Annotated in this window: 20 protein-coding genes, 2 tRNA genes and 1 pseudogene; 8 read left to right on the forward strand and 15 right to left on the reverse strand. The window is 68.6% G+C overall.

Features of this window, described 5'->3' with window-relative positions:
- Nucleotides 1-74: 74 nt before the first annotated feature.
- From DFR41_RS13375 to DFR41_RS28265, 3 genes are all read left to right on the forward strand, one after another.
- On the forward strand, nt 75-1100 hold the full coding sequence (locus DFR41_RS13375; protein WP_114803035.1) for a tyrosine-type recombinase/integrase: 1026 nt from the start codon (nt 75-77) through the stop codon (nt 1098-1100).
- 447 nt (nt 1101-1547) lie between these two features.
- A complete protein-coding gene (locus DFR41_RS13380) occupies nt 1548-1862 on the forward strand; it encodes a hypothetical protein (RefSeq protein WP_114803036.1) in 315 nt (104 codons plus the stop codon).
- Complete coding sequence (locus DFR41_RS28265; protein WP_425326702.1) at nt 1859-3430, forward strand: recombinase family protein; 1572 nt, start codon at nt 1859-1861, stop codon at nt 3428-3430. Before DFR41_RS13380 ends, DFR41_RS28265 begins: the two co-directional genes overlap by 4 nt.
- Here DFR41_RS28265 and DFR41_RS13395 read toward each other — a convergent pair.
- Nucleotides 3389-3464: transfer RNA gene (locus DFR41_RS13395), tRNA-Asn, on the reverse strand. The two genes, DFR41_RS28265 and DFR41_RS13395, sit on opposite strands and share 42 nt — an antisense overlap.
- A gap of 279 nt (nt 3465-3743) precedes the next feature.
- On the opposite strand from DFR41_RS13395, the pseudogene DFR41_RS27995 reads away from it, so the two are divergent.
- Both DFR41_RS27995 and DFR41_RS28000 read left to right on the forward strand, forming a co-directional pair.
- Nucleotides 3744-4313: pseudogene (locus DFR41_RS27995) on the forward strand (SOS response-associated peptidase family protein); the annotation flags it as partial.
- A gap of 27 nt (nt 4314-4340) precedes the next feature.
- On the forward strand, nt 4341-5393 hold the full coding sequence (locus tag DFR41_RS28000) for an HD domain-containing phosphohydrolase (protein WP_425326703.1): 1053 nt from the start codon (nt 4341-4343) through the stop codon (nt 5391-5393).
- Between the two features lie 45 nt (nt 5394-5438).
- Here DFR41_RS28000 and phoR read toward each other — a convergent pair whose 3' ends face one another.
- The 7 genes from phoR to pstS form a co-directional block, all read right to left on the reverse strand.
- The gene (gene phoR, locus DFR41_RS13405; RefSeq protein WP_114803122.1) at nt 5439-6797 is read right to left on the reverse strand and encodes a phosphate regulon sensor histidine kinase PhoR; all 1359 of its coding nucleotides are present in this window, start codon (nt 6795-6797) and stop codon (nt 5439-5441) included.
- A 112-nt stretch (nt 6798-6909) separates the two neighbouring features.
- Nucleotides 6910-7602: a phosphate regulon transcriptional regulator PhoB gene (gene phoB / locus DFR41_RS13410; protein WP_114803038.1), complete on the reverse strand. Its 693-nt coding sequence runs from the start codon at nt 7600-7602 to the stop codon at nt 6910-6912.
- A gap of 178 nt (nt 7603-7780) precedes the next feature.
- On the reverse strand, nt 7781-8482 hold the full coding sequence (gene phoU, locus DFR41_RS13415; protein WP_043113809.1) for a phosphate signaling complex protein PhoU: 702 nt from the start codon (nt 8480-8482) through the stop codon (nt 7781-7783).
- A gap of 20 nt (nt 8483-8502) precedes the next feature.
- The gene (pstB, locus tag DFR41_RS13420; RefSeq protein WP_017762158.1) at nt 8503-9282 is read right to left on the reverse strand and encodes a phosphate ABC transporter ATP-binding protein PstB; all 780 of its coding nucleotides are present in this window, start codon (nt 9280-9282) and stop codon (nt 8503-8505) included.
- 19 nt (nt 9283-9301) lie between these two features.
- Nucleotides 9302-10168 (reverse strand): phosphate ABC transporter permease PstA, encoded by an 867-nt coding sequence (pstA, locus tag DFR41_RS13425; protein WP_043113807.1) that lies wholly within the window; start codon nt 10166-10168, stop codon nt 9302-9304.
- A 32-nt stretch (nt 10169-10200) separates the two neighbouring features.
- Nucleotides 10201-11124 (reverse strand): phosphate ABC transporter permease subunit PstC, encoded by a 924-nt coding sequence (gene pstC / locus DFR41_RS13430; RefSeq protein ID WP_017762160.1) that lies wholly within the window; start codon nt 11122-11124, stop codon nt 10201-10203.
- Nucleotides 11125-11342: 218 nt separating this feature from the next.
- Nucleotides 11343-12380: a phosphate ABC transporter substrate-binding protein PstS gene (pstS, locus tag DFR41_RS13435; RefSeq protein ID WP_114803039.1), complete on the reverse strand. Its 1038-nt coding sequence runs from the start codon at nt 12378-12380 to the stop codon at nt 11343-11345.
- Between the two features lie 218 nt (nt 12381-12598).
- Here pstS and DFR41_RS13440 point away from each other — a divergent pair, with 218 nt between their 5' ends.
- Nucleotides 12599-14116, forward strand: a complete 1518-nt coding sequence (locus DFR41_RS13440) for a Ppx/GppA phosphatase family protein (RefSeq protein ID WP_114803040.1) — start codon at nt 12599-12601, stop codon at nt 14114-14116.
- A 158-nt stretch (nt 14117-14274) separates the two neighbouring features.
- On the opposite strand, the gene DFR41_RS13445 is transcribed toward DFR41_RS13440, so the two are convergent.
- The 3 genes from DFR41_RS13445 to DFR41_RS13455 all read right to left on the reverse strand — a co-directional run bounded on the left by DFR41_RS13445 (nt 14275) and on the right by DFR41_RS13455 (nt 17830).
- Nucleotides 14275-14736, reverse strand: coding sequence for a SixA phosphatase family protein (locus DFR41_RS13445; protein WP_017760638.1), 462 nt, complete (start codon nt 14734-14736; stop codon nt 14275-14277).
- Nucleotides 14737-14769: 33 nt separating this feature from the next.
- Complete coding sequence (gene ppk1, locus DFR41_RS13450; protein WP_052383788.1) at nt 14770-16908, reverse strand: polyphosphate kinase 1; 2139 nt, start codon at nt 16906-16908, stop codon at nt 14770-14772.
- 97 nt (nt 16909-17005) lie between these two features.
- Nucleotides 17006-17830: a GNAT family N-acetyltransferase gene (locus DFR41_RS13455; RefSeq protein ID WP_114803041.1), complete on the reverse strand. Its 825-nt coding sequence runs from the start codon at nt 17828-17830 to the stop codon at nt 17006-17008.
- Nucleotides 17831-18142: 312 nt separating this feature from the next.
- On the opposite strand from DFR41_RS13455, the gene DFR41_RS13460 reads away from it, so the two are divergent.
- Both DFR41_RS13460 and DFR41_RS13465 read left to right on the forward strand, forming a co-directional pair.
- Nucleotides 18143-18850 carry a glutathione S-transferase N-terminal domain-containing protein gene (locus DFR41_RS13460; protein WP_114803042.1) on the forward strand — a complete coding sequence of 236 codons (708 nt, stop codon included), beginning with the start codon at nt 18143-18145 and terminating at the stop codon, nt 18848-18850.
- A 14-nt stretch (nt 18851-18864) separates the two neighbouring features.
- Nucleotides 18865-18941, forward strand: a tRNA-Pro gene (locus DFR41_RS13465).
- 44 nt (nt 18942-18985) lie between these two features.
- Here DFR41_RS13465 and DFR41_RS13470 read toward each other — a convergent pair.
- The 4 genes from DFR41_RS13470 to DFR41_RS13485 form a co-directional block, all read right to left on the reverse strand.
- Nucleotides 18986-19564 carry a MarR family winged helix-turn-helix transcriptional regulator gene (locus tag DFR41_RS13470; RefSeq protein ID WP_114803043.1) on the reverse strand — a complete coding sequence of 193 codons (579 nt, stop codon included), beginning with the start codon at nt 19562-19564 and terminating at the stop codon, nt 18986-18988.
- A gap of 221 nt (nt 19565-19785) precedes the next feature.
- Nucleotides 19786-20571 (reverse strand): SDR family NAD(P)-dependent oxidoreductase, encoded by a 786-nt coding sequence (locus DFR41_RS13475; RefSeq protein ID WP_114803044.1) that lies wholly within the window; start codon nt 20569-20571, stop codon nt 19786-19788.
- Between the two features lie 2 nt (nt 20572-20573).
- On the reverse strand, nt 20574-22181 hold the full coding sequence (locus tag DFR41_RS13480; protein ID WP_114803045.1) for an ATP-dependent acyl-CoA ligase: 1608 nt from the start codon (nt 22179-22181) through the stop codon (nt 20574-20576).
- Nucleotides 22168-22905, reverse strand: a complete 738-nt coding sequence (locus DFR41_RS13485) for an ABC transporter ATP-binding protein (RefSeq protein WP_170159368.1) — start codon at nt 22903-22905, stop codon at nt 22168-22170. The genes DFR41_RS13480 and DFR41_RS13485 overlap by 14 nt, the downstream gene beginning before the upstream one ends.
- Between the last annotated feature and the right edge of the window lie 29 nt (nt 22906-22934).

Consider the following 22934-nt stretch of genomic DNA (forward strand, 5'->3'; position numbering starts at 1 on the left):
GCGCCGCCTTCCCCCGCCTTTTTCGGGGAAATGCCCTCCTCCCTGCGCCGACCTGGCCAATCTGAGTACGAACCATGAATGGCAACTGGACCCAAACAACCGCAATTGATGCGTGGATGGAATACATCCAGGCGAACAAGGGCCGCAGCCCTCGGACCGCAGAGGCATATGGCATGGCCCTGCGCAAGCTGAGCGAGTTCCTCGGTCGCGACGTCCTTGATGCCACGGCTGAGGAGCTGGAGGCGTTCACGGGCCTCTGGCTGCACAAGCGCGGCGTGGTGGCCCTGAGTCGCAAGCCCTATATCTCCGCGGTGAAGGGCTTCTTTGCCTGGGCGGCCTGGCGCGGGATCATTGACGGCAATCCGGCGGGCGAGCTGGTGCACCCCAAGACCGGCTTGGTGCTGCCGGAGACCATCAGCCTTGCCAACGCCGAGCGCCTGGCCTGCGCTCCGGACCTGGCAACGTTCACCGGCATCCGGGACTCGGCCATCCTCCACGTGCTGCTGGGCTGCGGTCTGCGTGTGTCCGGCCTGGTGGGCCTCAACGAAGGCGACCTGCTGGAGATCGAGGTCGACGGCCGCCGGCGCCTGGCAGTGCGCACCTTCGAGAAGGGCAGCCGGGAGCGCCGCGTGCCCATGCCCAAGGAGGCGGAGGCCATCGTGCGGGTGTACCTGGGCCACGAAGAGTTGCTCGAGATCGATCGCGATGTGGTCGACCGCCGAGGCCATGCGGACAAGGTGCTGTTCGTCAGCACGCGGAACTCCACGGTCAGCGAAGACCGATATCGGGGCGAGGAGCGCCGGCTCTCCCGACAGTCGGTGCACGACATCATCCAGAAGCACGGCAAGGCTGTCGGCATTCCGGAGCGTGAGCTGCACCCGCATGCGCTGCGCCACATCTACGGCACCGAGCTGACCGAGGACGAGATCCCGACGCTTGGCGTCCAGGACCTCATGGGGCACTCGGATCCGAAGAGCACGGCGGTCTACACCGCGCTGAGCATGCGCAAGAAGACCAGGTGGGTGGACAAGGCTTCCCCCCTGGCCAAGGTTCGCACCCCGGTGAGCGAGCTGCTCAAGCGCCTGCCCGATCAGGGCTGACCCCCTCCCCGTTATTTCTGGCGGTTTTTTAGGACGGCCTCCACATGCCCATCCGCACAACACGTATACACAAACCTAGTTCCCGCAACCGGCTACAGCCCGAACACGGCTGCGGCAGTGCGGTCTCGCACGTTCTCCAAACATGTAACAGGAACGGGCTAAATCAGCGGCCCCCTGCCCTTGCCCCACTGCGGAGACTGTCAAAAGGCGCAGTGGCTCGCGTGTGCTCCCCTGGGGCGGAGGGGCGCTGCGATGCCTGAATCTCGCAGTGGCGCACGTGCACACGCACGGCCTGGCCCGGGCGGGGGTGGTCAGGCGCAGGGGGTGGGGGGTCGGCAAGGCGACCTCTTCGCCCCCGAAGGGGGGGGTGGGTACCTGGATGAATGCAACCCCGTAGAACTTCCCCAGGGGGCCGTCGAGGACACGAAATTTCGCGAGCTGGAGGAGATGGGCCTGCCCGCCGTTTGGCTGGAGGGAGCCCGGCTGATCGGCTACGAAAATTTCGTGCGCCTGTGGAAGCACCTCGACGGCGCCGCCGCGGGCGGCTCGCTGCCGCTGTCCGACAACGAATCCATGATCGAGGTCCGCCTGCGCCGTTTCGCCAGCTTCCAGCGCTTCCAGCGGAACCGGTTCATCGAGAGCCTGGCCGCGATGGGCCTCGGGGGCAGCGAGATCCACGCCGCTGTCAAGGCCCAGCTGGGTGAAAACCTCACGCGGAATCACATCCTGCGCCTGGCCCGGCGTGGCAGGATGGCCCGATGAAGACGGCCGTGATCTATGCCCGCGTCAGCACCCAGCGGCAGGCCGACGAGGGGGTGTCGCTCGACGCGCAGGTCGAGCAGTGCCGGGGCCGCGCCGAGCAGCTCGGCGCCGAGGTGCTGAAGGTCTTCAGGGACGAGGGGGTAAGCGGCCGATCGACAAAGGGGCGCCACGGCTTCCAGGCCGCCGTCGACTTCTGCGGCCAGGCCGGCGTCCACTTCTTCATCACGTGGGCCACCTCGCGCGTGGCCAGGAACGCCGTGGACCTCATCATGGCGCAGGAGACTCTGCGTGATGGTGGCACGCGGCTGGAGTGCCTCAACGCTGACGTCAACGACGACACGGATGCCGGCTTCATCAATCGCACCTTCATGGCGGCGATGGACGAGCTCCACTCGCGCAACATCAGCCGCGACACCCTGCGATCCCAAAAGCGTGTGGCGGCCGAGGGATTCTTTACCGGCGGGCGCGTGCCCTACGGCTACACCGTGGTGGACGAGGGAAAGCGGCGCCGCATGGTGCCGGATGCGGACGCCGCTGCTACCGTCCGGCGCGCCTTCGACCTATGCCTGCAGGAAGGCCTTGGCGCCCAGGCAATCGCCCATGCGCTCAACGATGCCGGCCTGTTCCGCGCCGGCGCCCGGTGGGGGAAGAACAGCGTCCAGTACCTGCTCAACAACCGGGTCTACACGGGCGTGAAGACCTACAACCGCAAGCACAGCCGGACCGGCCGTGCGAAGCCGCTGGACGAATGGGTGTCCGTCGACGCCCACGAGCCGCTGATCAGCAAGGAAGCATTCGAAAGGGCTCAGACCATGATCAAGGACCGAACGCCCCACGAAGGCGGTGGCACGCCGCGCAGCGAGTTCGTTTTCGCGGGCAAGCTCACCTGCGGCATCTGCAGCAGCTTGCTGCAGATCACGAACGGCACATCCCGCAGCGGGGCTCTGTACAGCTACTACAGCTGCGTGGCGCACAAGCACGGGCGGCCTCAGTGCCTCTTTCGGCCGATCCGCGCCGACCTCATGGACGAATGGCTTACCCAGACGATCCTTGAGCGCGTGCTGACGCCTGAGGTGGTCTCCAAGGCCCTCGACGACGTGGCGGCAATGACGGAAACCTGGCTGCGGGACAGAGAGGCAGCGCGCGGCCGCCTGGTGCGCGACCTGCGCGCCGTTGAGGGAAAGCGGGACGGGCTGCTGGACTTCGTGGCAGAACACGGGAGGGCCACGCCGGCGGATGTCATCGGCAAGCTGAACGAAGCACGTGCCCAGATCGATGAGCTGCAGGCCGAGCTGGACCGCCTGGAGCGCGCCAAGGTGCCGCGGCGCAATCGGCACATCGACCCCGAAGTGGCCATCGAGGTGATGCACGAAACGATAATGGCGGCCGATGCCAAAAAAAAACGCGCCTTTATGGGCGCGTTCTTAGACCAGATCACGGTCTCCAACTCGGAAGTCGAAGTCGCTTATCGGGCGGATGCCTTGCTGCAAACGGGTCCGGTGAAGGATGTTCACAGTGGCCTTGATTGGCTCCCCGACCTGGGCTCGAACCAGGGACCTACGGATTAACAGTCCGGCGCTCTACCGACTGAGCTATCGGGGAAGGAAGCCCTAGAGTATAGCGACGGTTTTCGGGTCGCACAGAGTAACCAACATAAATAGTCGGAAATAGGACCGAACGGCGAACCCGCCGCTCAGGCCGTCCGAGCAACCGCCACGTCTGCGCGCGCCTCCCTCGACCCCTGCGCTTTCTGACTCTGGAGGCGTTTCTGCTGACGCATCGCTGACCCGCAAACGCTTATGCTGGATATCGATGATCTCCCGATACGCTCCTGCTCAAGATCGCCACTGGGATGTCCTTGCGCGCGATCTTCGACAGAGCATGCCGCTCGAACTCCCGGCGGCATATGCGGACGATGTCCTGCCCGGCGGCCAGGGCGCCTTCATCCACAAGCAGACCGGCGCGCCTGTGGTGGGCATGGGGCGCTGGGGACTGGTGACGGCGGAAAGCCGGCGTGGCGGCATGGAGGCGGCACTGCGACTGCGCACCGCCCTCGTGCGTGACGACGAAGTGCGCAAGTCGCCCTACGCCACAGCCTGGACCAAGGACCAGCTCTGCGTGGTGCCGGTGGCGGCCATCTATGTGCAGGACTTCCGCGTCGACCCGCGTGTGCCGCAGCTCGCACGCATCAGTCGGCGCGACGGCCATGCCCTGTGCATCGCCGGCCTGTGGAGCAGTTGGCTGGACGACAACGGCGTTCGGCAACTGAGCTTCGCCCTGCTCACCATCAACGCGGACGACCATCCGCTGATGGCCCGCTACGGCGCGAGTGGCCATGAACGGCGGATGCCGGCGCTACTGCCGCGGGGGCTGGTGCGGGCCTGGCTCGAAGCGAGGGGCCGTGAGCGCCACGAGTTCCTGCGCCCGCTGCCCGCCGAACAGCTGGTGGGCGAGGCTGTCGCACCGCAGGCGCCGGAGATGCCGGCCCCCGCCCCCGCGGCTGCGCCCATCGCCCTGCCCGCCACGGCGGGCGAAGCGCCCGCCCCGCGCCATCGCCGGCCCTGCCTGCTGCTGGTGGACGACGAACCCTCCAACCTCCAGGTGCTGCGTCTGGCGCTTCAGGCCGACTACCGGCTGGTGTTCGCTACCGACGGGCGGCGGGCCCTGCAACTCGCCCGCGAACACCGGCCCGACCTGATCCTGCTCGACATCATGATGCCGGAGCTCGATGGCTATGCCGTCTGCCGCGTGCTGCAGGAGGACCCGGCCACGGCGAGCATCCCGGTGATCTTCTGCACCGCGCGCGCCGACAGCCAGGGTGAGGCCCTCGGCCTGGAAGCCGGCGCCGTCGACTACATCACCAAGCCGCTCTACCCGCCGGTGGTACGGGCGCGCGTGCGCACCCACCTGTCACTGGTGCGCGCGGAGGAACTGCGCCGCACCCAGTTGCAGATCGTCCAGCGGCTCAGCCGCGCCGCCGAGTACCGGGACAACGAGACGGGCATGCACGTCATCCGCATGAGCCACTACGCCCGCGAGCTGGCGCTGGCCGCGGGTAGCACGCAGGAATGGGCCGACGACCTGCTGCATGCCGCGCCCATGCACGACGTGGGCAAGATCGGCATCCCCGACGCCCTGCTGCGCAAGGCCGGACCGCTCGACAGCCACGAATGGGACGTGATGCGCCGCCATCCGCTGATCGGCGCCGAGATCATCGGCAACGACAGCTCGGAGATCCTGACCATGGCCCGCGCCATCGCCCTGTCGCATCACGAGAAATGGGACGGCACCGGCTATCCGCAGGGCCTGCGCGGCGAGGCGATCCCGCTGGAGGCACGCATCGTGGCCATCGCGGACGTGTTCGACGCCCTCACCTCGCGCCGTCCCTACAAGGAGGCCTGGACTGCCGAACGGGCCCTCGACTACATCCGCAGCGAATCGGGACGGCACTTCGATCCCACGCTGGTCGCGATCTTCCTGTCCATTGCGCCGCGCCTGGCCGAAGTGCGACAGCGCTGGCCCATCGACTGAGCGCGCCGGGCACCGGCCTGGCCACAAACGGTGGTGCGTGGCGCCTCAGGCGGCCGACGCGGGGGCCGAGGCCGCCAGCCGCGCCCGCACCTCGCGCACGCGCGTCGCCGGGAAGGTGATCGAGAAGCGCGACCCCTTGCCCACCTCGCTCTCGATGCGCAGTTGCCCGCCGTGGCGCTGCACGATGTGCTTGACGATGGCCAGGCCCAGTCCAGTCCCACCTGTCTCGCGCGAGCGACTGCGGTCGATGCGGTAGAAGCGCTCGGTCAGCCGCGGGATGTGCTCGGCGGCCACGCCCGGCCCGGTGTCGCGCACCGTGAACTCGCCGCGGCCGTCGGACAGCAGGCGCCAGGTAACGACCACCTCGCCGCCACCGGGCGTATAGCGCACGGCGTTGGTCACGAGGTTGGACATGGCGCTCTGCAGTTCGGTCGGCACGCCCGAGACTTCCGAATCGGCCTCGACGGCAAAGAAAAGCTTGTGCGGCTGCGACGCGATGCGGCCCGAGAGCCCACGCGCCTCGTCCTCGCAGTGCGCCATCAGCGCCCTCATGCGCGTCCACTGGTTGACCGGCGGCGCCGCACTGCCTTCGAGGCGCGACAGCGTCAGCAGGTCGGCCACCAGCGTGCCCATGCGCTGCGCCTGCTGGCCCATCAGGGCCAGGTAGCGGGCCCGCTCGTCGGCGTCCAGCGGCAGCGTCTGCAGCGTTTCGACGAAGCCGGTGAGCACGGTCAGGGGCGTGCGGATCTCATGCGACACGTTGGCGACGAAGTCACGCCGCATCTCCTCGGCCTTCTCGAGCGCCGTGATGTCGCGCGTGAGCAGCATCCGGCGGTTGCCCGCGTAGGGATGCGCCTGCACCGACAGCCGCATCGGCTGTCCGGACGCGGAGCGCGAGGCCACCGGCGCATCGATGACCACCTCGCGGCTGTAGTTCCACGAGGCGAGGTAGCCGATGAAGGCAGGATCGCGCACGAGGTTGGCGATGAGCTGCTGCAGGTCGCGTTCGACGTCCAGCCCCAGGTGGACGCCGGCGGTCTGGTTGCACCATTCGATGCGGCCTTCCTCGTCCACCAGCACCACGCCGTTGGGCGAGGCCTGGATGGCGGCCAGGAACTCCTGCAGACGCTGCTCCGCCTGCTGGGTCTGCTGCTCGCGCAGGCGCAAGGCGCGGCGGATGCGGTCCGACAGCTCGCCCCACAGGCCGAAGCGGCCGGGCGGCAGTCCCAGGGCGTCGTTGCGCATCGCCTGGATCAGGCTGTGGGCCCGAAGCATGTCCAGCACCAGCCAGCCCAGCGCCCCCGCCCAGGCCCCGGCCCATGCCAGGCGCCATCCCATCAGGAAGCCGGCGGCAGCGGCGCCTGCAGCGGACAGGCAGAGAAAGGCGGCTAGACGACCGGGCATGGCCATGGATTATCGGCAGGCACCGCCTCGGCGGGCCCGCGGGCAAAGTCGCGCACGGAAGGAAGGAAGACGGGCAGCGGCCGGCGCATCCGGCGGCCCGGCGCCAGGCAGGTCAGACGGTCGCCTGGACGGTGAAGCGGTAGCCCGCGCCCCGCACGGTCTCGACCATGCTGGCGGCGGCGCCCAGCGACTCGCGCAGGCGCTTGACGTGGACGTCGACCGTGCGCTCCTCGATGAAGACGTGGTCGCCCCACACCTTGTCGAGCAGTTGTGAGCGGCTGTGCACACGCTCGGCGTTCTGCATCAGGTAGGCCAGCAGCTTGAACTCGGTCGGGCCCATCTTGAGGGCGGCGCCCTGCCAGGTCACGCGGTGGGTCGCGGTGTCGAGCACCAGCTCGCCGGCCTCCAGCCGTTCGACCGCAGCCTCGGGCGCGCGGCGGCGCAGCACGGCGCGGATGCGGGCCAGCATCTCCTGCGTGGAGAAGGGTTTGGTGATGTAGTCGTCGGCGCCGGCGTCGAGGCCGGCCACCTTGTCCGGCTCGTCGCCGCGGGCGGTGAGCATCAGGATCGGCACCTGCTTCGTGCGGACGTCGCGGCGCCACTGGCGCGCCAGCTGCAGGCCGCTCTGGCCCGGCAGCATCCAGTCCAGCAGGATCATGTCCGGCAGCACCGCATCGATCTCGCGCTGTGCGCTCACGCCGTCCTCGGCCCAGATGGGCTCGAAGCCGTTGTGCCGCAGGTTCACAGCCAGCAGCTCGGCGATGGAGGACTCGTCCTCCACGATCAGTACACGAGGTTTCTTCATGTCGTTCTTCCAGGTCAGCCGCCGAGTACCTACCGCCGGCAAGTCATGCCCGGCCCCGACTCGAGAGGCCGCGGAGCAGGCCATGCGCGGACATCCGCGGAACCGGCTTTGCCGGGCCGCCGGATGTGCCCCCCCTCCGGGGGGTGGGCGGAGCGCGAAGCGCGCAGCCTGGGGGGCTTCACTTCAACGCGCTCTCGATCTCTTGCATCGAAGTGTGCCGCACGTCCTCACCCTTGACGATGTAGATGATGAACTCGGCGATGTTCTTCGCATGGTCGCCGATGCGCTCGATGGCCTTGGCCAGGAACAGCAGGTCCAGGCTGGGCGAGATGGTGCGCGGGTCCTCCATCATGTAGGTGACCAGCTTGCGCACGAAGCCGTCGAACTCCTGGTCGATCAGGTCGTCCTCCTTGAGGATCGACAGCGCGCCGGCGGTGTCGAGGCGGGCAAAGGCATCCAGCGCCTTGCGCAGCAGGCCCGACGCCAGATCGGCCGCGATGCGCAGCTCGGAGCACGGCAGCGCCCGGGCCGAGCCGCTCTCGATGATCGACTTGACCATGCGGGCGATCTTGGTCGACTCGTCGCCCACGCGCTCCAGATTGGCGGTGGTCTTGGAGATGGCGATCAGGAGGCGCAGGTCGCGCGCCGTCGGCTGGCGTCGGGCGATGATGGACGAGAGCTCGCGGTCGATCTCGATCTCCATCGCGTTGACGCGCGGCTCGGTCTCGATCACGCGCTCGGCGGCGTCCGTGTCGAACTGCAGCAGCGCATAGACGGCCTGGCGGATCTGGGACTCGACCATGCCGCCGAGTTCCATGACGCGTGAGGACACGCCGTTGAGTTCGCTGTCGAACTGGGTGGAAAGATGTTTGTCAGCCATCGCTGTGTCTCCCTGCGGCATCAGCCGAAACGGCCCGTGATGTAGTCCTCGGTCTCCTTGCGCTTGGGCTTGAAGAACATCTGCTCGGTGGCGCCGAACTCGATGAGATCCCCCAGGTACATGTAGGCCGTGTAGTCGCTGCAGCGGGCTGCCTGCTGCATGTTGTGGGTCACGATGACCACGGTGTATTCGTCCTTGAGCTCGGCGATCAGCTCTTCGATCTTGGCGGTGGAGATCGGGTCCAGCGCCGAGCAGGGCTCGTCCAGCAGCAGCACTTCGGGCTTGATGGCGATGCCGCGGGCGATGCACAGGCGCTGCTGCTGGCCGCCGGAGAGGCCAGAGCCGCTCTGGTGCAGCTTGTCGCGCACCTCGGTCCACAGGGCGGCCTTCTTGAGCGCCCATTCGACGCGGTCGTCCATGTCGGAGGCCGACAGGTTCTCGAACAGCTTCACGCCGAAGGCGATGTTGTCGTAGATCGACATCGGGAAGGGCGTGGGCTTCTGGAACACCATGCCGACCTTGGCGCGCACCAGGGCGACGTCCTGCTTGGAGGTCAGCAGGTTCTCGCCGTCCAGCTCGATGGCGCCTTCGGCGCGCTGCTCGGGATAGAGCTCGAACATGCGGTTGAAGGTGCGCAGCAGCGTGGACTTGCCGCAGCCCGAGGGACCGATGAAGGCCGTGACCTTGTTCTCGGGGATGTCGAGGTTGATGCCCTTGAGCGCGTGGAATTTGCCGTAGTAGAAATTCAGGTCCTTGACGGCGATCTTGGAACGCGGGGGGGTGGAGACGGTGGCAACCATGGCTTGGCTCTTCTCGGTATCAGTTTTTGCCGCGTGTGAGCACGCGGGCCAGGATGTTGAGGGCGAGGACGGCGACGGTGATCAGGAACACGCCGGCCCAGGCCAGCTGTTGCCAGTTCTCGTACGGGCTCATCGCGAACTTGAAGATGGTGACGGGCAGGCTGGCCATCGGCTGCGTGACGTCGGCCGTCCAGAACTGGTTGTTCAGGGCGGTGAAGAGCAGCGGCGCGGTCTCGCCCGCAATGCGGGCCACGGCCAGCAGGATGCCGGTCACGACGCCGGCACGGGCCGCACGCAGCGTGATCGACAGGATCACCTTCCACTTGGGCGTGCCCAGGGCGTAGGCGGCCTCGCGCAGGCCCGGGGGCACCAGCTGCAGCATGTTCTCGGTGGTGCGGATCACCACCGGGATGGTGATCAGCGCCAGCGCAATGGAACCGGCCAGGCCCGAGAAGGACTTGAACTGCGCCACCACCAGCGAGTAGACGAACAGGCCGATGACGATCGACGGCGCCGACAGCAAGATGTCGTTGACGAAGCGGATCACCGACGACAGCCAGCCGTGCGGGTTGTATTCCGCAAGGTAGATGCCGGCCATGATGCCGATGGGCGTGCCGACGAAGGTGGCCACGCCGACCATCACCAGCGAGCCGAAGATGGCATTCAGGATGCCGCCGGCCTCGTTGGGCGGGGGCGTCATCTCGGTGAAGGTGGCCACCGACAGGCCGCCGATGCCGAGGTACAGCGTCTGCCAGAGGATCCAGATCAGCCAGAACACGCCGAAGGCCATCGCGGCCAGCGACAGGGCCAGGGCCATCTGGTTGACGCGCGCCCGGCGGGCGTACTTGGCCTCGCGGGTGCGGGCCAGGGCCTGGGCGGCCAGCAGCTGCTGGGAAGTGCTTGTGGGGCTGGAGGTGCTCACGAACGGGCTCCTTCGCTCTTCTTCATGCGGGCCAGCAGCAGCTTGGACAGCGCCAGCACGACGAAGGTGATGAAGAACAGGACCAGGCCGAGGTACATCAGCGCGGCCTGGTGCAGACCGGCGCCGGCCTCGGCGAATTCGTTGGCCAGCGCCGAGGTGATGCTGTTGGCCGCCTGGAAGAGCGACAGCGAATCGAGCTGGTTCATGTTGCCGATGACGAAGGTCACGGCCATGGTCTCGCCCAGGGCGCGGCCCAGACCGAGCATGATGCCGCCGACCACGCCGGCCTTGGTGTAGGGCAGCACGACCTTGCTCACCACCTCCCAGGTGGTGGCGCCCAGGCCGTAGGCCGACTCCTTCAGCATCGGTGGCGTGACCTCGAAGACGTCGCGCATCACCGAGGCGATGAAGGGGATGATCATGATGGCCAGGATGATGCCGGCCGACAGGATGCCGATGCCCACGGGTGGGCCGGCCACCAGCGCGCCCAGCACGGGCACGCCGGTCAGCAGCTTCTGCAGGGGCTGCTGCACATAGGTGGCGAGGATAGGGCCGAAGACCAGCAGGCCCCACATGCCGTACACGATGGAGGGCACGGCGGCCAGCAGTTCGATGGCGGTGCCCAGCGGGCGCTTGAGCCAGCTGGGCGAGAGTTCGGTGAGGAAGAGCGCGATGCCGAAGCTCACCGGCACCGCGATCAACAGGGCAATGATGGAGGTCGCCAGCGTGCCGTAGATCATCACCAGGCCGCCGAACTCTTCCTGCACCGGGTCCCAGACGCTGCTGGTCAGGAAACCCAAGCCGTACTTGGCGATGGCGGGCCAGGCGCCGATGACGAGCGAGACGAGGATGCCGATCAGCAGGGCCAGCGTCAGCAGCGCAGCGCCCTTGGCGGCCCAGCCGAACAGCAGGTCGGCCATGGGGCCGGAGCGGGGACGCTTGACCGGCGGAGGCACCGCGGGGCGGACCCGCTCGGCGGGCCGCTCGAGCCCCTGGCCGTCGGCGGTGAGAGTGGATGACACGGTATGAACCTCCTGCGGGCGCGCATCGACCCGCACCGTCGACTCGGCAGCGATGCGGGTCATGCGGCTCCCTGTTCCTGGTTTGTCTTAGTTATGGAATCCCGAGGGGGCCGGGGTCAGTGCGAGGCGACGACCTTGCCCGAGCCGTCCTTGATGCCATCCCACGACTTGCGGATCGTGGCCTTCACGGCGTCGGGCATCGGCACGTAGTCCAGGTCGTCGGCGGTCTTGTCGCCGTTCTTGTAGGCCCAGTCGAAGAACTTGAGCACGGTGGTGCCCTGGGCCGGCTTGTCCTGCACCTTGTGCATCAGGATGAAGGTGGCACCGGTGATGGGCCAGGCGCCGTCGCCAGGCTGGTTGGTCAGCACCTGGTAGAAGCTCTTGTTCCAGTCGGCGCCGGCGGCGGCGGCCTTGAAGGCGGTGTCCTCGGGCGAGACGAACTTGCCGGCCGAGTTCTGCAGCAGGGCGTAGGTCATCTTGTTCTGCTTGACGTAGGCGTACTCGACATAGCCGATCGAGTTGGGCAGGCGGCCCACGAACGCGGCGACGCCTTCGTTGCCCTTGCCGCCGGCGCCGGTGGGCCAGTTCACGGCGGTGCCTTCACCGACCTTGTCCTTCCACTCGGTGTTCACCTTCGACAGGTAGTTGGTGAACAGGAAGCTGGTGCCGGAACCATCGGCGCGGCGCACCGGGGCGATGGCGGCGTCGGGCAGGTTCAGCGAGGGGTTCAGGGCCTTGATGGCGGGGTCGTTCCACTTGGCGATCTTGCCCAGGTAGATGTCGCCCAGCACCTGGCCGCTCAGCTTGAGTTCGCCAGCCTTGATGCCCTGGATGTTCACGACGGGGATCACGCCGCCGATGACGGTGGGGAACTGCAGCAGGCCCTTGGACTCCAGCTCGGCGTCCTTCAGCGGGGCATCGGAGGCACCGAAGTCGACGGTCTTGGCCTCGATCTGCTTGATGCCGGCACCGGAGCCGACCGACTGGTAGTTGATCTTGACGCCGGTGGCCTTGTTGAAATCGGAGGCCCACTTGGCGTACAGCGGGGCGGGGAAGCTGGCGCCGGCGCCGGTGGCTTCCTGGGCGAAGGCGGGCACATGCGCGAAAGCGGCGAGGGTCAGGCCGGCGGCGGCAATTTGAAATACGGACTTCATGGTCTTCCTTTCCGAAGGGTCACCACCCCCGGGTCCGGGGGTCTGCGGCGGACTGTAGAAAGGCCATGTGACAGCCATGTGACACCCCATCTCCGAGGGAAAACCGCCCCGGGGCGCGCTCGCCCACCATGACACTGTCATCAATTCGTCATGTCTCGGACGGAGGATCGCCAGCCTGCCGCCGCTACCATCGGGGCCGACTTTTCCCTCCTTGATGTATGCAGAACGGAACGCGCCTGGCCGCCATTGATCTCGGCTCCAACAGTTTTCGCCTGGAGATCGGCCGCGTGGACCACGGGCAGATCCAGCGCGCCGAATACTTCAAGGAGACGGTGCGCCTGGGCAACGGCCTGGACAGCGCACGCAACCTGACCCACGAGGCCATGCAGCGCGGCTGGGACGCCCTGGCCCGCTTCGGCGAGCGGCTGGCCGGCTTCGAGCGCGCCCAGGTGCGTGCGGTGGCCACACAGACGCTGCGCGAGGCGCGCAACCGCGAGGAATTCCTGCTGCGGGCCCGCACCGTGCTAGGCTTCGGCATCGACGTCATCCCCGGGCGCGAGGAAGCACGCCTGATCTACCAGGGCGTGGCCCACCTGCTGCCGCGCAACGAGGTGGCCGACAGCGAGCGCCGGCTGGTGGTCGACATCGGCGGACGCTCCACCGAGATGATCATCGGCTCGGGCCTGCAGGCGCAGACCACCGAGTCTTACCGGGTTGGCAGCGTCGCGTGGTCGATGAAGCACTTTCCGGATGGCCAGTTCTCGGCCAGTGCCTTCCGCGTCGCCGAGATCGCGGCCAAGGCCGTCATGGACGACGCCCTCAACAACTACACCCGCGACCAGTGGGACACGGCCTATGGCGCCTCGGGCACCATCGGTGCGGTGGGCGACCTGGTGGCGGCGGCTGGCGGCCGCGCTGGCGTGATCACGCGCGCCGACCTGGACTGGCTGCTGGACCGCCTGCTCAAGGCCGGCAGTGCCGAACGCCTGCGGCTGGACGGCCTGCGCGAAGACCGCAAGCCCGTCATCGGCGGCGGCCTCGCCGTACTGCGGGCGTTGTTCGACCTGCTTTCCATCGACGAGATGCGCGTGGCCCAGGGCGCTCTGCGCCACGGTGTGCTGTACGAATTGCTCGAGCGCGACGACGGCGTGGCCGACCTGCGCGACAGCACGGTGGCCCGGCTGGCGCACCGCTTCGACGCCGACGAGGCCCAGGCACGGCGGGTGGGCGACGCGGCCGCGGCGCTCTTCGTGCAGCTGGTGCCCGAGGCCAGTGGCGGCGCCAGCGCCAGCCGGGCCGGCCGGGCGCTGCGCAAGCTGCGCTGGGCGGCCCAGCTGCACGAGATCGGCATGCACATCTCGCACAGCGACTACCACAAGCACGGCGCCTACATCCTCGACAACGTGGACGTGCCCGGCTTCGCGGTCAACGAGACCCATGCCCTGAGCCAGCTGGTGCTCGGCCACCGGGGCAAGCTGCGCAAGGTCGAAGCCTCGATGGCCGACGAAACCTTCGCTGCCCAGCTGCTGGCCCTGCGGCTGGCGGTGATCCTCTGCCACGCGCGGCGCGATCCGGAGGCCGATGCGCTGGCCGTGGAACTGTCGGGCGCACGCGGCTTTGCGGTGCGGGCGCGCCAGGACTGGGCGGAGCGCTATCCCCAGTCGGCGCACCTGCTGCGCGAAGAGGTGCTGGCCTGGCAGAAGACGAGCTGGATGCTCGCACTGCATCTGGACTGAAGGCTGTCCCTGGACTGAAGGCTGTCCCTGGACTGTAGGCTGCACCTGGACGGAGGAATGCATCTGGCCCGAAGCCGCGCCGCTGCGCCTCGAGCGCCGCTCGGCTCACCGGCAACCGTTCGGGCTGAGCCTGTCGAAGCCAGGGCGCAGGACGACGTTCAGAGCAGCTCGGGCGCCTGCACCGTGACCATCACGGTCTGCTCCTCGCCGTCGCGCTCGCGCGTGCGCAGCCACCACACCGAGCCCTTGCGCACGGCGCAACTGTCCTGCTGAAGCCCCAGCAGGCGCGCGACGGCCTGTCCCAGGGCCGGCTGGTGGCCCACCAGCACGATCACCGACTTGCCATGCGGCCAGCCGGCCGCGGCCAGCAGTTCATCACCGGTCGCGTGCGGCGCGATTTCCTCGCGCAGCTTGTACTTGCGGCCCAACGCCAGCACCGTCTGCTCGCAGCGGCGCGCCGGGCTGCACAGGATGCGCGTGCCCTCGGGCAGTTGCCGATCCAGCCACGCCGCCATGCGCTTGGCCTGCTTCTCGCCCCGCGGCGTGAGCGAGCGGGCCAGGTCGTCGCAGCCCTCGTGCCAGTCTTCGGCTTCGGCATGGCGCCAGAGGATCAGGTCCATGGTCTCTTCCTTCCCTTGCGAACAGTGCGCGTCTCAGACACCCGGGCCGCGGCCGCGAAAGGCATAGCGCCCCATGAGGGCCGCCTGCGCGCCGTGCGCCTCGATGGCGCGCGAGGCGCCGGGCTCGCCCGCATGCAGGTTGCGGTCCACCCGCTCATAGCGGCCGTCGGCTTCCAGCTCCCAGGCATCGCGGCCATCGTGCAGGTAGGCCACCAGGCATTCGTCGATCAGCCGCTGGCGCAGCACCGGGTGCGTCACCGGCCAGGCCACCTCGACGCGCCGCATCATGTTGCGGTTCATCCAGTCGGCGCTGGAAAGGTACAGGCTCTCGTCCTCGTCCACGCGGAAGTAGAAGACCCGCGAATGCTCCAGGAAGCGCCCGATGATCGAGCGCACGCGGATGTTCTCGCTCACGCCCGGCACCTGCGCCGGCAACATGCAGGCGCCACGGACGATGAGGTCGATCTTCACGCCGCGGCTGCCGGCGCGCAGCAGCGCGGCGATCAGCGCCTCGTCCGTGAGCGCATTCATCTTGGCGACGATGCGCGTGGTCTTGCCCTCGCCCGCAGCCTCGGCCAGCGCGTCGATGCGGGCCACCAGGTTCCTGTGCAGGTCGAAGGGCGCCACCCACAGCCGCTGCAGCTTGGGCAGCCGGCTCTGGCCAGCCAGGTGCACGAAGAGCGCATCCATGTCCGCCGTGAGTTGCGGGTCGGCCGTCAGGTGGCTGATGTCGGTGTACAGCCGCGCGGTGCGTGGGTTGTAGTTGCCGGTCGAGAGATGGCCGTAGCGGCGGATGTGGCGGCCTTCGCGGCGGGTGACCAGCAGCATCTTGGCGTGCGTCTTGAGACCCACCACGCCATACACCACCTGCGCGCCGATGGATTCGAGCACCTCGGCCCAGTTGATGTTGGCCTCTTCGTCGAAGCGGGCCTTGAGCTCCACCACCGCCATCACCTCCTTGCCGCGGCGCACGGCCTCGCGCAGCAGGTCCATCAGCACCGAGTCGGAGCCGGTGCGGTAGATGGTCTGCTTGATGGCCAGCACCTGCGGATCGGCCACCGCCTCGCGCAGGAATTCGATGACGCCGTCGAAGCTCTCGAAGGGCTGATGGATCAGCACATCGCTGCGCTGCAGCCGGTCGAAGAAGGACTGGCCGGTCGACAGGTTGATCGGGTAGGAGGCCTGGTAGGGCGTGAAGCGCAGGTCCTTGAAGCGCGGCTCGTCGATCAGGTCGACCATCTGCGAGAAGCGCGCCAGGTTCACCGGACCCGGCACGCGGTAGAGCGCGCCCTGCGGCAGGTTGAACTGCGCGAGCAGGAAGCTCCACAGCGACTCGTCGCAGTCGGCCGACACCTCCAGCCGCACGGCCTGGCCGAAGTTGCGGTGTTGCAGGCCCTGGCGCAGGGCGGTGCGCAGGTTCTTGACGTCCTCCTCGTCCACGGCGAGGTCGGAATGGCGCGTGACGCGGAACTGCGAGAACTGCCCCACCTCGCGCCCCGGGAACATCGCATGCAGGTGCGCCCGCACGATGCTCGACAGCGCCACCACGAGCGTCTTGCCCTCCGACACCTTGGCCGGCATGCGGATCAGCCGCGGCAGCACGCGCGGCACCTTGAGGATGGCGATGGGGTTCTCGCGGCCGAAGGCGTCCTTGCCCGAGAGCTTGACGATGAAGTTCAGCGACTTGTTGGCCACCTGCGGAAAGGGATGGGCCGGGTCCAGCGCGACGGGGATCAGCAGCGGCCGCACCTCGCGCTCGAAGTATTCCTGCACCCACTTGCGCTGCGCCGCATTGCGCTTGCCGTGCGAGATGACATGAATGCCATGCTCGGCAAAGGCCGGCAGCAGTTCGTCGTTGTAGAGCTGGTACTGGCGTGCCACCAGCGCATGCGCGGCCGCGGACAGGGCATCGAAGGATTCGGCCGTGTAGGGCCCGGTACCCTGCGCTTCGAGGCACGCCCGCACGTGCGGCTCGGCCCGCACCTCGAAGAACTCGTCGAGGTTGGACGAGACGATGCACAGGTAGCGCAGCCGCTCCAGCAGCGGCACTTCGGGCCGCTCCGACCAGTTCAGGACGCGCCGGTTGAAGGCCAGGATGCTGTGGTCCCGGTCCAGCAACGGGGTGGCTGCCGGCACATTCGGCGTCGGCAGGGACTCTTCGGAAAAGGGCATGACGTCGGGGTCGAGGGACAGAGGCAAGACTGTCATCCCATTGTCATGTTTGAATGTGACGCCGTCATGACACTGTCATGTGCCGCGCCGCCCCCGCTCAGGCGCCGAGGAAGTGGCGGCGATAGCGCGGTGGCAGGTCGGCCAGGCGCGTCATCATCGGCAGGTCGGCGGTGTTGAAGTCCGGGTCCCAGGCCGGCGCGCCCAGCACCTTGGCGCCCAGGCGCAGATAGCCCTTGATGAGCGCGGGCGGCTCCACATCGAGCGAGCCGTCGAGCTGGTCGACCGGCAGCGGCAGGCGCGGCTGCACGTGGTACTGGATGGGCGCCATGTGCGTGGCCGACAGCTGACGCCAGATGCTGGCCGCGGCATCGCCCCCATGCACGCCGTTCTGCAGCATCGGAATGCTGGCGCAGCCGATCATGGTGTCGAGACGGTTGCGGTGCATGAAGGCCGCCAGCGCACCCCACAGGGCCAGGATCACGCCGCCCTGGCGATGGTCCGGATGCACGCAGCTGCGGCCCAGTTCGACCATGCGCTCACGCAAGGCCCGCAGACGGGTCAGGTCGAACTCGGTGTCGCTGTAGGTGCCGCCCACCCGGCGCGCCTGGGCCGGCGTGAGCACGCGGTAGGTGCCCACCACCTCGCCGCCAGGCTCCGCGCGCACCAGCAGGTGTTCGCAGAAGTCGTCGAACAGGTCCACGTCATGGCCCGGCAGCGGCGTGGGCAGGCGCGCGCCCATCTCTTCCACGAAGACACGGTAGCGCAGGCGCTGGGCCTCGCGCACCTCGTCCTGGTGGCGGGCCCAGGCGGCCGTCACGCCGCCGGCCACCGTTGGCTGGGGCAGTTGGGCAGGCTGCGGCCACAGGGTCTCGCGCAGGCCGAGGCGGGACAGTGCGAGGGTGGGCGTCGGCAGTTCTTTCATGAGCGGCTTTGGTCTTTTCGGATTGCCGCGCAGTCTGTGCCGCGCCGATGAAGCTCGCATGTCGAAGCCGTGGCAATTGCATGACGGCCCAGCACGGACGGCCGAGCGGCGCTATCCTGCGGCCCGCCTGCGCAGGGATGCGCTTCACGAATGCGCGCGCCGTGGGCATCTGCGGAATCGGGCGATCTGCGTCGTTGCAAATGCTCGCAATAGCTGGGCTATTGCTGCGCTTTGCGCCTAGCATCTCATCCCGATCCGCAGCGCCCACTTGCCGCTCGATTCGTGAAGCGCATCCCTAGGAGCCATCCGACCATGTCCGAACAACCTGTCATCGACGTCTATTCCTGGCCCACGCCCAACGGCCACAAGGTCCACATCATGCTGGAGGAGACCGGCCTGCCCTACCGGGCGCATGCCGTCGACATCGGCCAGGGCGACCAGTTCGCGCCCGACTTCCTGGCCATCAGCCCCAACAACAAGATCCCGGCGATCACCGACCCCGTGGGGCCGGACGGGCAGCCGATCTCGCTCTTCGAATCGGGCGCCATCCTGGTCTACCTGGCGGCCAAGACCGGCCAGCTGCTGCCCCAGGGCGACCGTGCGCGCTTCGAGGTGCTGCAGTGGCTGATGTTCCAGATGGGTGGCGTCGGCCCCATGCTGGGCCAGGCCCACCACTTCCGCATGTACGCGCCCGAGAAACTGCCCTATGCCATCGAGCGCTACACCAACGAGGCGAAGCGGCTGTACGGCGTCATCGACCGCCGCCTGGAGAAGAGCGCCTTCGTCGGCGGTGCCGACTACTCGATTGCCGACATCGCCATCTTCCCGTGGCTGCGCAGCTGGCAGAACCAGGGCGTGGAGATGGCCGATTACCCGGCGCTCAAGGCCTGGTTCGACGGCATCGCGGCGCGTCCGGCGGTGCAGCGGGGCGTGCAGGTGCTGGCCGATCGGCGCAAGCCGATCACCGACGACAAGTCGCGCGAGATCCTGTTCGGCAAGACCCAATATCAGAAGCGCTAGAATGGCGGGCTTGTCGGAACGTAGCGCAGCCTGGTAGCGCATCTGCTTTGGGAGCAGAGGGTCGCGAGTTCGAATCCCGCCGTTCCGACCAATCCATGCGAATGCCCGCAGTGACTTCGGCCACTGCGGGCGTTTTCATTTGCGGGGCTTGCGCGCCGCGCGCTTCTCGCCCCCCGCCGCGCCGGCTTCCGGCTCGGCCGGCTTCTGCACCAGATGCACCCGCAGGCGGCCCAGGTGCTCGTACAGGGCTTCCTTGCTGCCCGCGGGCAGCCCCTGGAACATGGCGATCAGCCATTTCTCGTGCTCGGCCGCCATGGCGGCGAATTCGGTGCGGCCCTTGTCGGTGAGGCACACGCGCCAGGACCGGCGGTCCTCCGGATCGTCGATGCGCTCCACCAGGCCTTCCTTCACCAGCTGGTCGGTCAGGCCCGTCACATTGCCGCCCGTCACCATGAGGTAGCGCGACAGCACGTTCATGCGCAGCCCCTCCGGATAGCGGTCGAGCTGGGCCAGGTAGTCGAAGCGCGGCAGCGTGGTGCCGAAGCGGGTACGCAACTGCTGGCGGATTTGCTGCTCGATCTGCGTGCTGCAGGCCAGCAGACGCAGCCAGATCTTGGTGTCCAGGTGGTCGTCGACCTGGGCACGGGCCTCCAGGCCGATGTGTTCGTCGCCCAGCGACTCGACGAGGCGGAAATGCTTGGAATGGGTGGCCATTCGGGTTGTCCTGTTGTTGTGTCTTCAGTCACGCTCGTGGGGCCGAGACGCCCCAACACGCCCCCACCCGCCGGCCAGCGCATGCCGGATCCCTGGCGCCGAGCATAGCCGGCAGGCCTGCCTCGGCTGTCGGCGCAGGGCGTGCCCATCACCTCGCCACGTGCGCCGGCTTCGCACCGGCCCGGGCCAGTGAATGAAGAACGTGTGTGGCGCGGTGGGCATCAGCGCATCAGCCGCCCGCCATTGATGTCCAGCGTGGCGCCCGTGATGAACGCCCCCGCGTCCGATACGAGAAAGACCGCCGCCGCGGCGACCTCCTCGGGCTCGCCGAAACGGCCCAGGGGAATGGCGCTCAACAGTCCTTCCTGCCGGGCAGGCGCCAAGGCCTCCAGCGCCGGACTGCGGATGGCGGCCGGGGCGATGGCGTTGACCGTGATCCCGTCGGCCGCCAGTTCCGTGGCGAAGCCGCGCGTGAGCGCCAGGATGCCGGCCTTGGAGGCGGCGTAATGAAGCCCCGTGGCGGCGCTCGCCTGCTGTCCGGCGAGCGAGGCCAGGTTGATGATCCGCCCGCCCTGTCCCCGCGAACGCATGTGCGCACCCAGGGCACGGCAGCCCAGGAAGCAGCCGCGCAGATTGACGGCCATGAGGGCATCCCATTCTTCGATGCCGATGTCCCACAGCGGGGTGGACGCCGTGCGGGCCGCGTTGTTGACGAGCACGTCGACGAAGCCCCAAGCGTCGCAGCCGGCCTGCAGCATCTGCTGCCAGCCGGCCTCGGTGGCGACGTCGGCGGCCACCGCGCAGGCCGCCAGGCCGCCGGCGGCGAAGCGCTCGGCCACCTCGTGCACGGCAGGCTGCGCATCGGCCAGCACCAGCCGCGCGCCGGCCTCGCCAAGCGCCCGCGCGATGGCCAGGCCCAGGCCCTGGGCCGCACCGGTGACCAGGGCCACGCGGCCGGCAAGCACGGGACCGGCTGTGACGGCAACGGTGTCAGGAACCTCAGCCATGCTCAGGCCCGACGGGCGCGGGCCTGCGCCGGCCGCTCCCAGGCAGTGGGCGTGACGCCGCGCTCACGCAGCTTGTATTTCTGCACCTTGCCGTTCTCGGTGCGCGGCAGGTCGTCGACGATGTCGAACCAGCGCGGCACCGCGAAGTACGGCAGCCGCGCCTCGCACCATTCGGCCAGCTCCTGCGGCGCTGGGGCGTGGCCCTCGCGTAGGATCAGCGCGGCCATCACCTCGTCTTCGGCCAGCTCGGAGCGCACGGGATACACCGCCACGGTGGCCACGGCCGGATGGCTCTGCAGCACCTGCTCCACCTCGAAGGAGGAGATGTTCTCGCCGCGGCGGCGGATCGCGTCCTTGATGCGGTCCACGAAGCGCAGGGCGCCGTCGGCCTCGCGCACCACGCGGTCGCCGGTGTGGAACCACAGGTTGCGCCAGGCCTCGATGGTCTTGTCGGGCATGTTGAAGTAGCCGCTGGCGAAAGCATGCGGCTCGTGGGCGCGCAGCAGCAGCTCGCCGGCCTGGCCGTCGGGCAGCTCGGCATCGTGCTCGTCGGCCACACGGGCCTCGAAGCCGGGCAGCACCCAGCCCATCACGCCACCGCGCGGCGAATCGGGCGCGGTGGCGATGACGAAGTTGGTCTCGGTGGAGCCATAGCCTTCGAGCAGGCGCACGCCGGTGCGGGCCGCGAACGCTTCTCCCGCGGCGCCCGGCACACCCGGCCCCAGGCCGACGCGCACGCGGTGCTCACGTTCGGCGGCGCCTTCCGGCTGCGCCAGCAGGATCGGCACCATGGCACCCAGCAGGTAGACCACGGTGGCGCCGCAGGCCTGCATGGCCGGCCAGAAGCCCGAGGCGGAGAAGCGGCCCTCGAACGCCACCTCGGCGCCCGACAGGCAGGCCTGGGCGAAGGTGTTGAGCGCATTGATGTGGAACAGCGGCAGCGTGGTGCACAGCACGTCGTCGCCGCGCACGCCCAGCACGCGCAGGCTGTTGACGCCCCACCAGTAGTACTGCGCATGCGGGCAGAGCACGCCTTTCGATGGACCGGTGGTGCCGGAGGTGTAGAGGATGGCCAGCGTGTCGGCGGGGCCGACCTCGGCCGCCGCGACCGCCTCGCCGGCCGCTGGCCAGGCTTCAACGACGACGCCCGGCAGATCGACGCCAGGCGTGCCGCCCTCGCCTTCCAGCACCCAGATGCGCTGCAGCGACGTGCGCGCCAGGTCGGCCGTGGCCAGACGCGGCAGGTACTGCGCCTCGATGACCAGCAGCTTCGCCTGGCTGTTGGCCAGGAAGTACTCGATCTGCGGCCCCATCGATGCGCTGTTGATGGGCACCGCCACCGCGCCGGCCCAGCCACAGCCGAGAAAGGCTTCCAGGAACTCCGCTCGGTTGCCCGCGAGGATGGCCACCCGGTCGCCACGTTCGATGCCGGCGGCCTGCAGCGCGCCCGCACGGGCCGCGGCACGGCGCGGCACGTCGTCGTGCCGCCAGCGCTGGCCGCCGATGCGCACCGCCGGCGCATCGCCGAAGCGCGTGGCCTGTCGCCGCAGCATCTGCGGCAGCGTGCGCTGCGCGACCGGCAGCAGGGCGTCGGCCTCAGTCGTCGTCATGGGTGCCGCCGCCCAGGTAGGTCGCACGCACACGCTCGTCGTCGGCCAGGGCCGCCGAATCGCCCGACAGCGCCACTTCGCCCGTCTCCAGCACGTAGCCGAAATCCGAGCTCTCCAGCGCCGCCCGGGCGTTCTGCTCGACCAGCAGGATGGACACGCCGTCCTCGCGCAGCTGCCGCACGATGGACAGGATCTCCTGCACGATGAGCGGCGCCAGCCCCAGGCTGGGCTCGTCGAGCATCAGCAGGCGCGGCGCGGACATGAGCGCACGGCCCACGGCCAGCATCTGCCGCTCGCCGCCCGACAGTGTGTCGGCCCGCTGCCCGCGGCGCTCGGCCAGGCGCGGAAAGCGCGCGTACACGCCGTCGAGGCGCTGGCGCAACGCGTCCGACCGCAGGCGGCGCGAATAGGCGCCCAGGCGCAGGTTGTCCAGCACGGTGAGTTCGCCGAAGAGCTCGCGCTTCTCCGGCACCAGGCACAGGCCGCGCTCCACGCGCGATTCGACGTCCAGCCCGGCCAGGTCCTCGCCCTCGAAGCGGATCGTGCCGCGCGAGGGCAGCAGGCCCATGGCCGCCGCCAGCAACGTGGTCTTGCCCGCGCCGTTGGGCCCGATGACCGAGATGATCTGCCCTGGCTGCAAGGCCAGCGAAACACCGCGCACCGCCTCGACCTGGCCGTAGCCCACGTGCAGGTCGGCGATCTCCAGCATGGGGGTGGCGCTCATCGCTGCGACACCTCCGGTTTCGCCTGCGG

Source organism: Pseudacidovorax intermedius, assembly GCF_003350475.1.
GTDB lineage: Bacteria > Pseudomonadota > Gammaproteobacteria > Burkholderiales > Burkholderiaceae_C > Xenophilus > Xenophilus intermedius.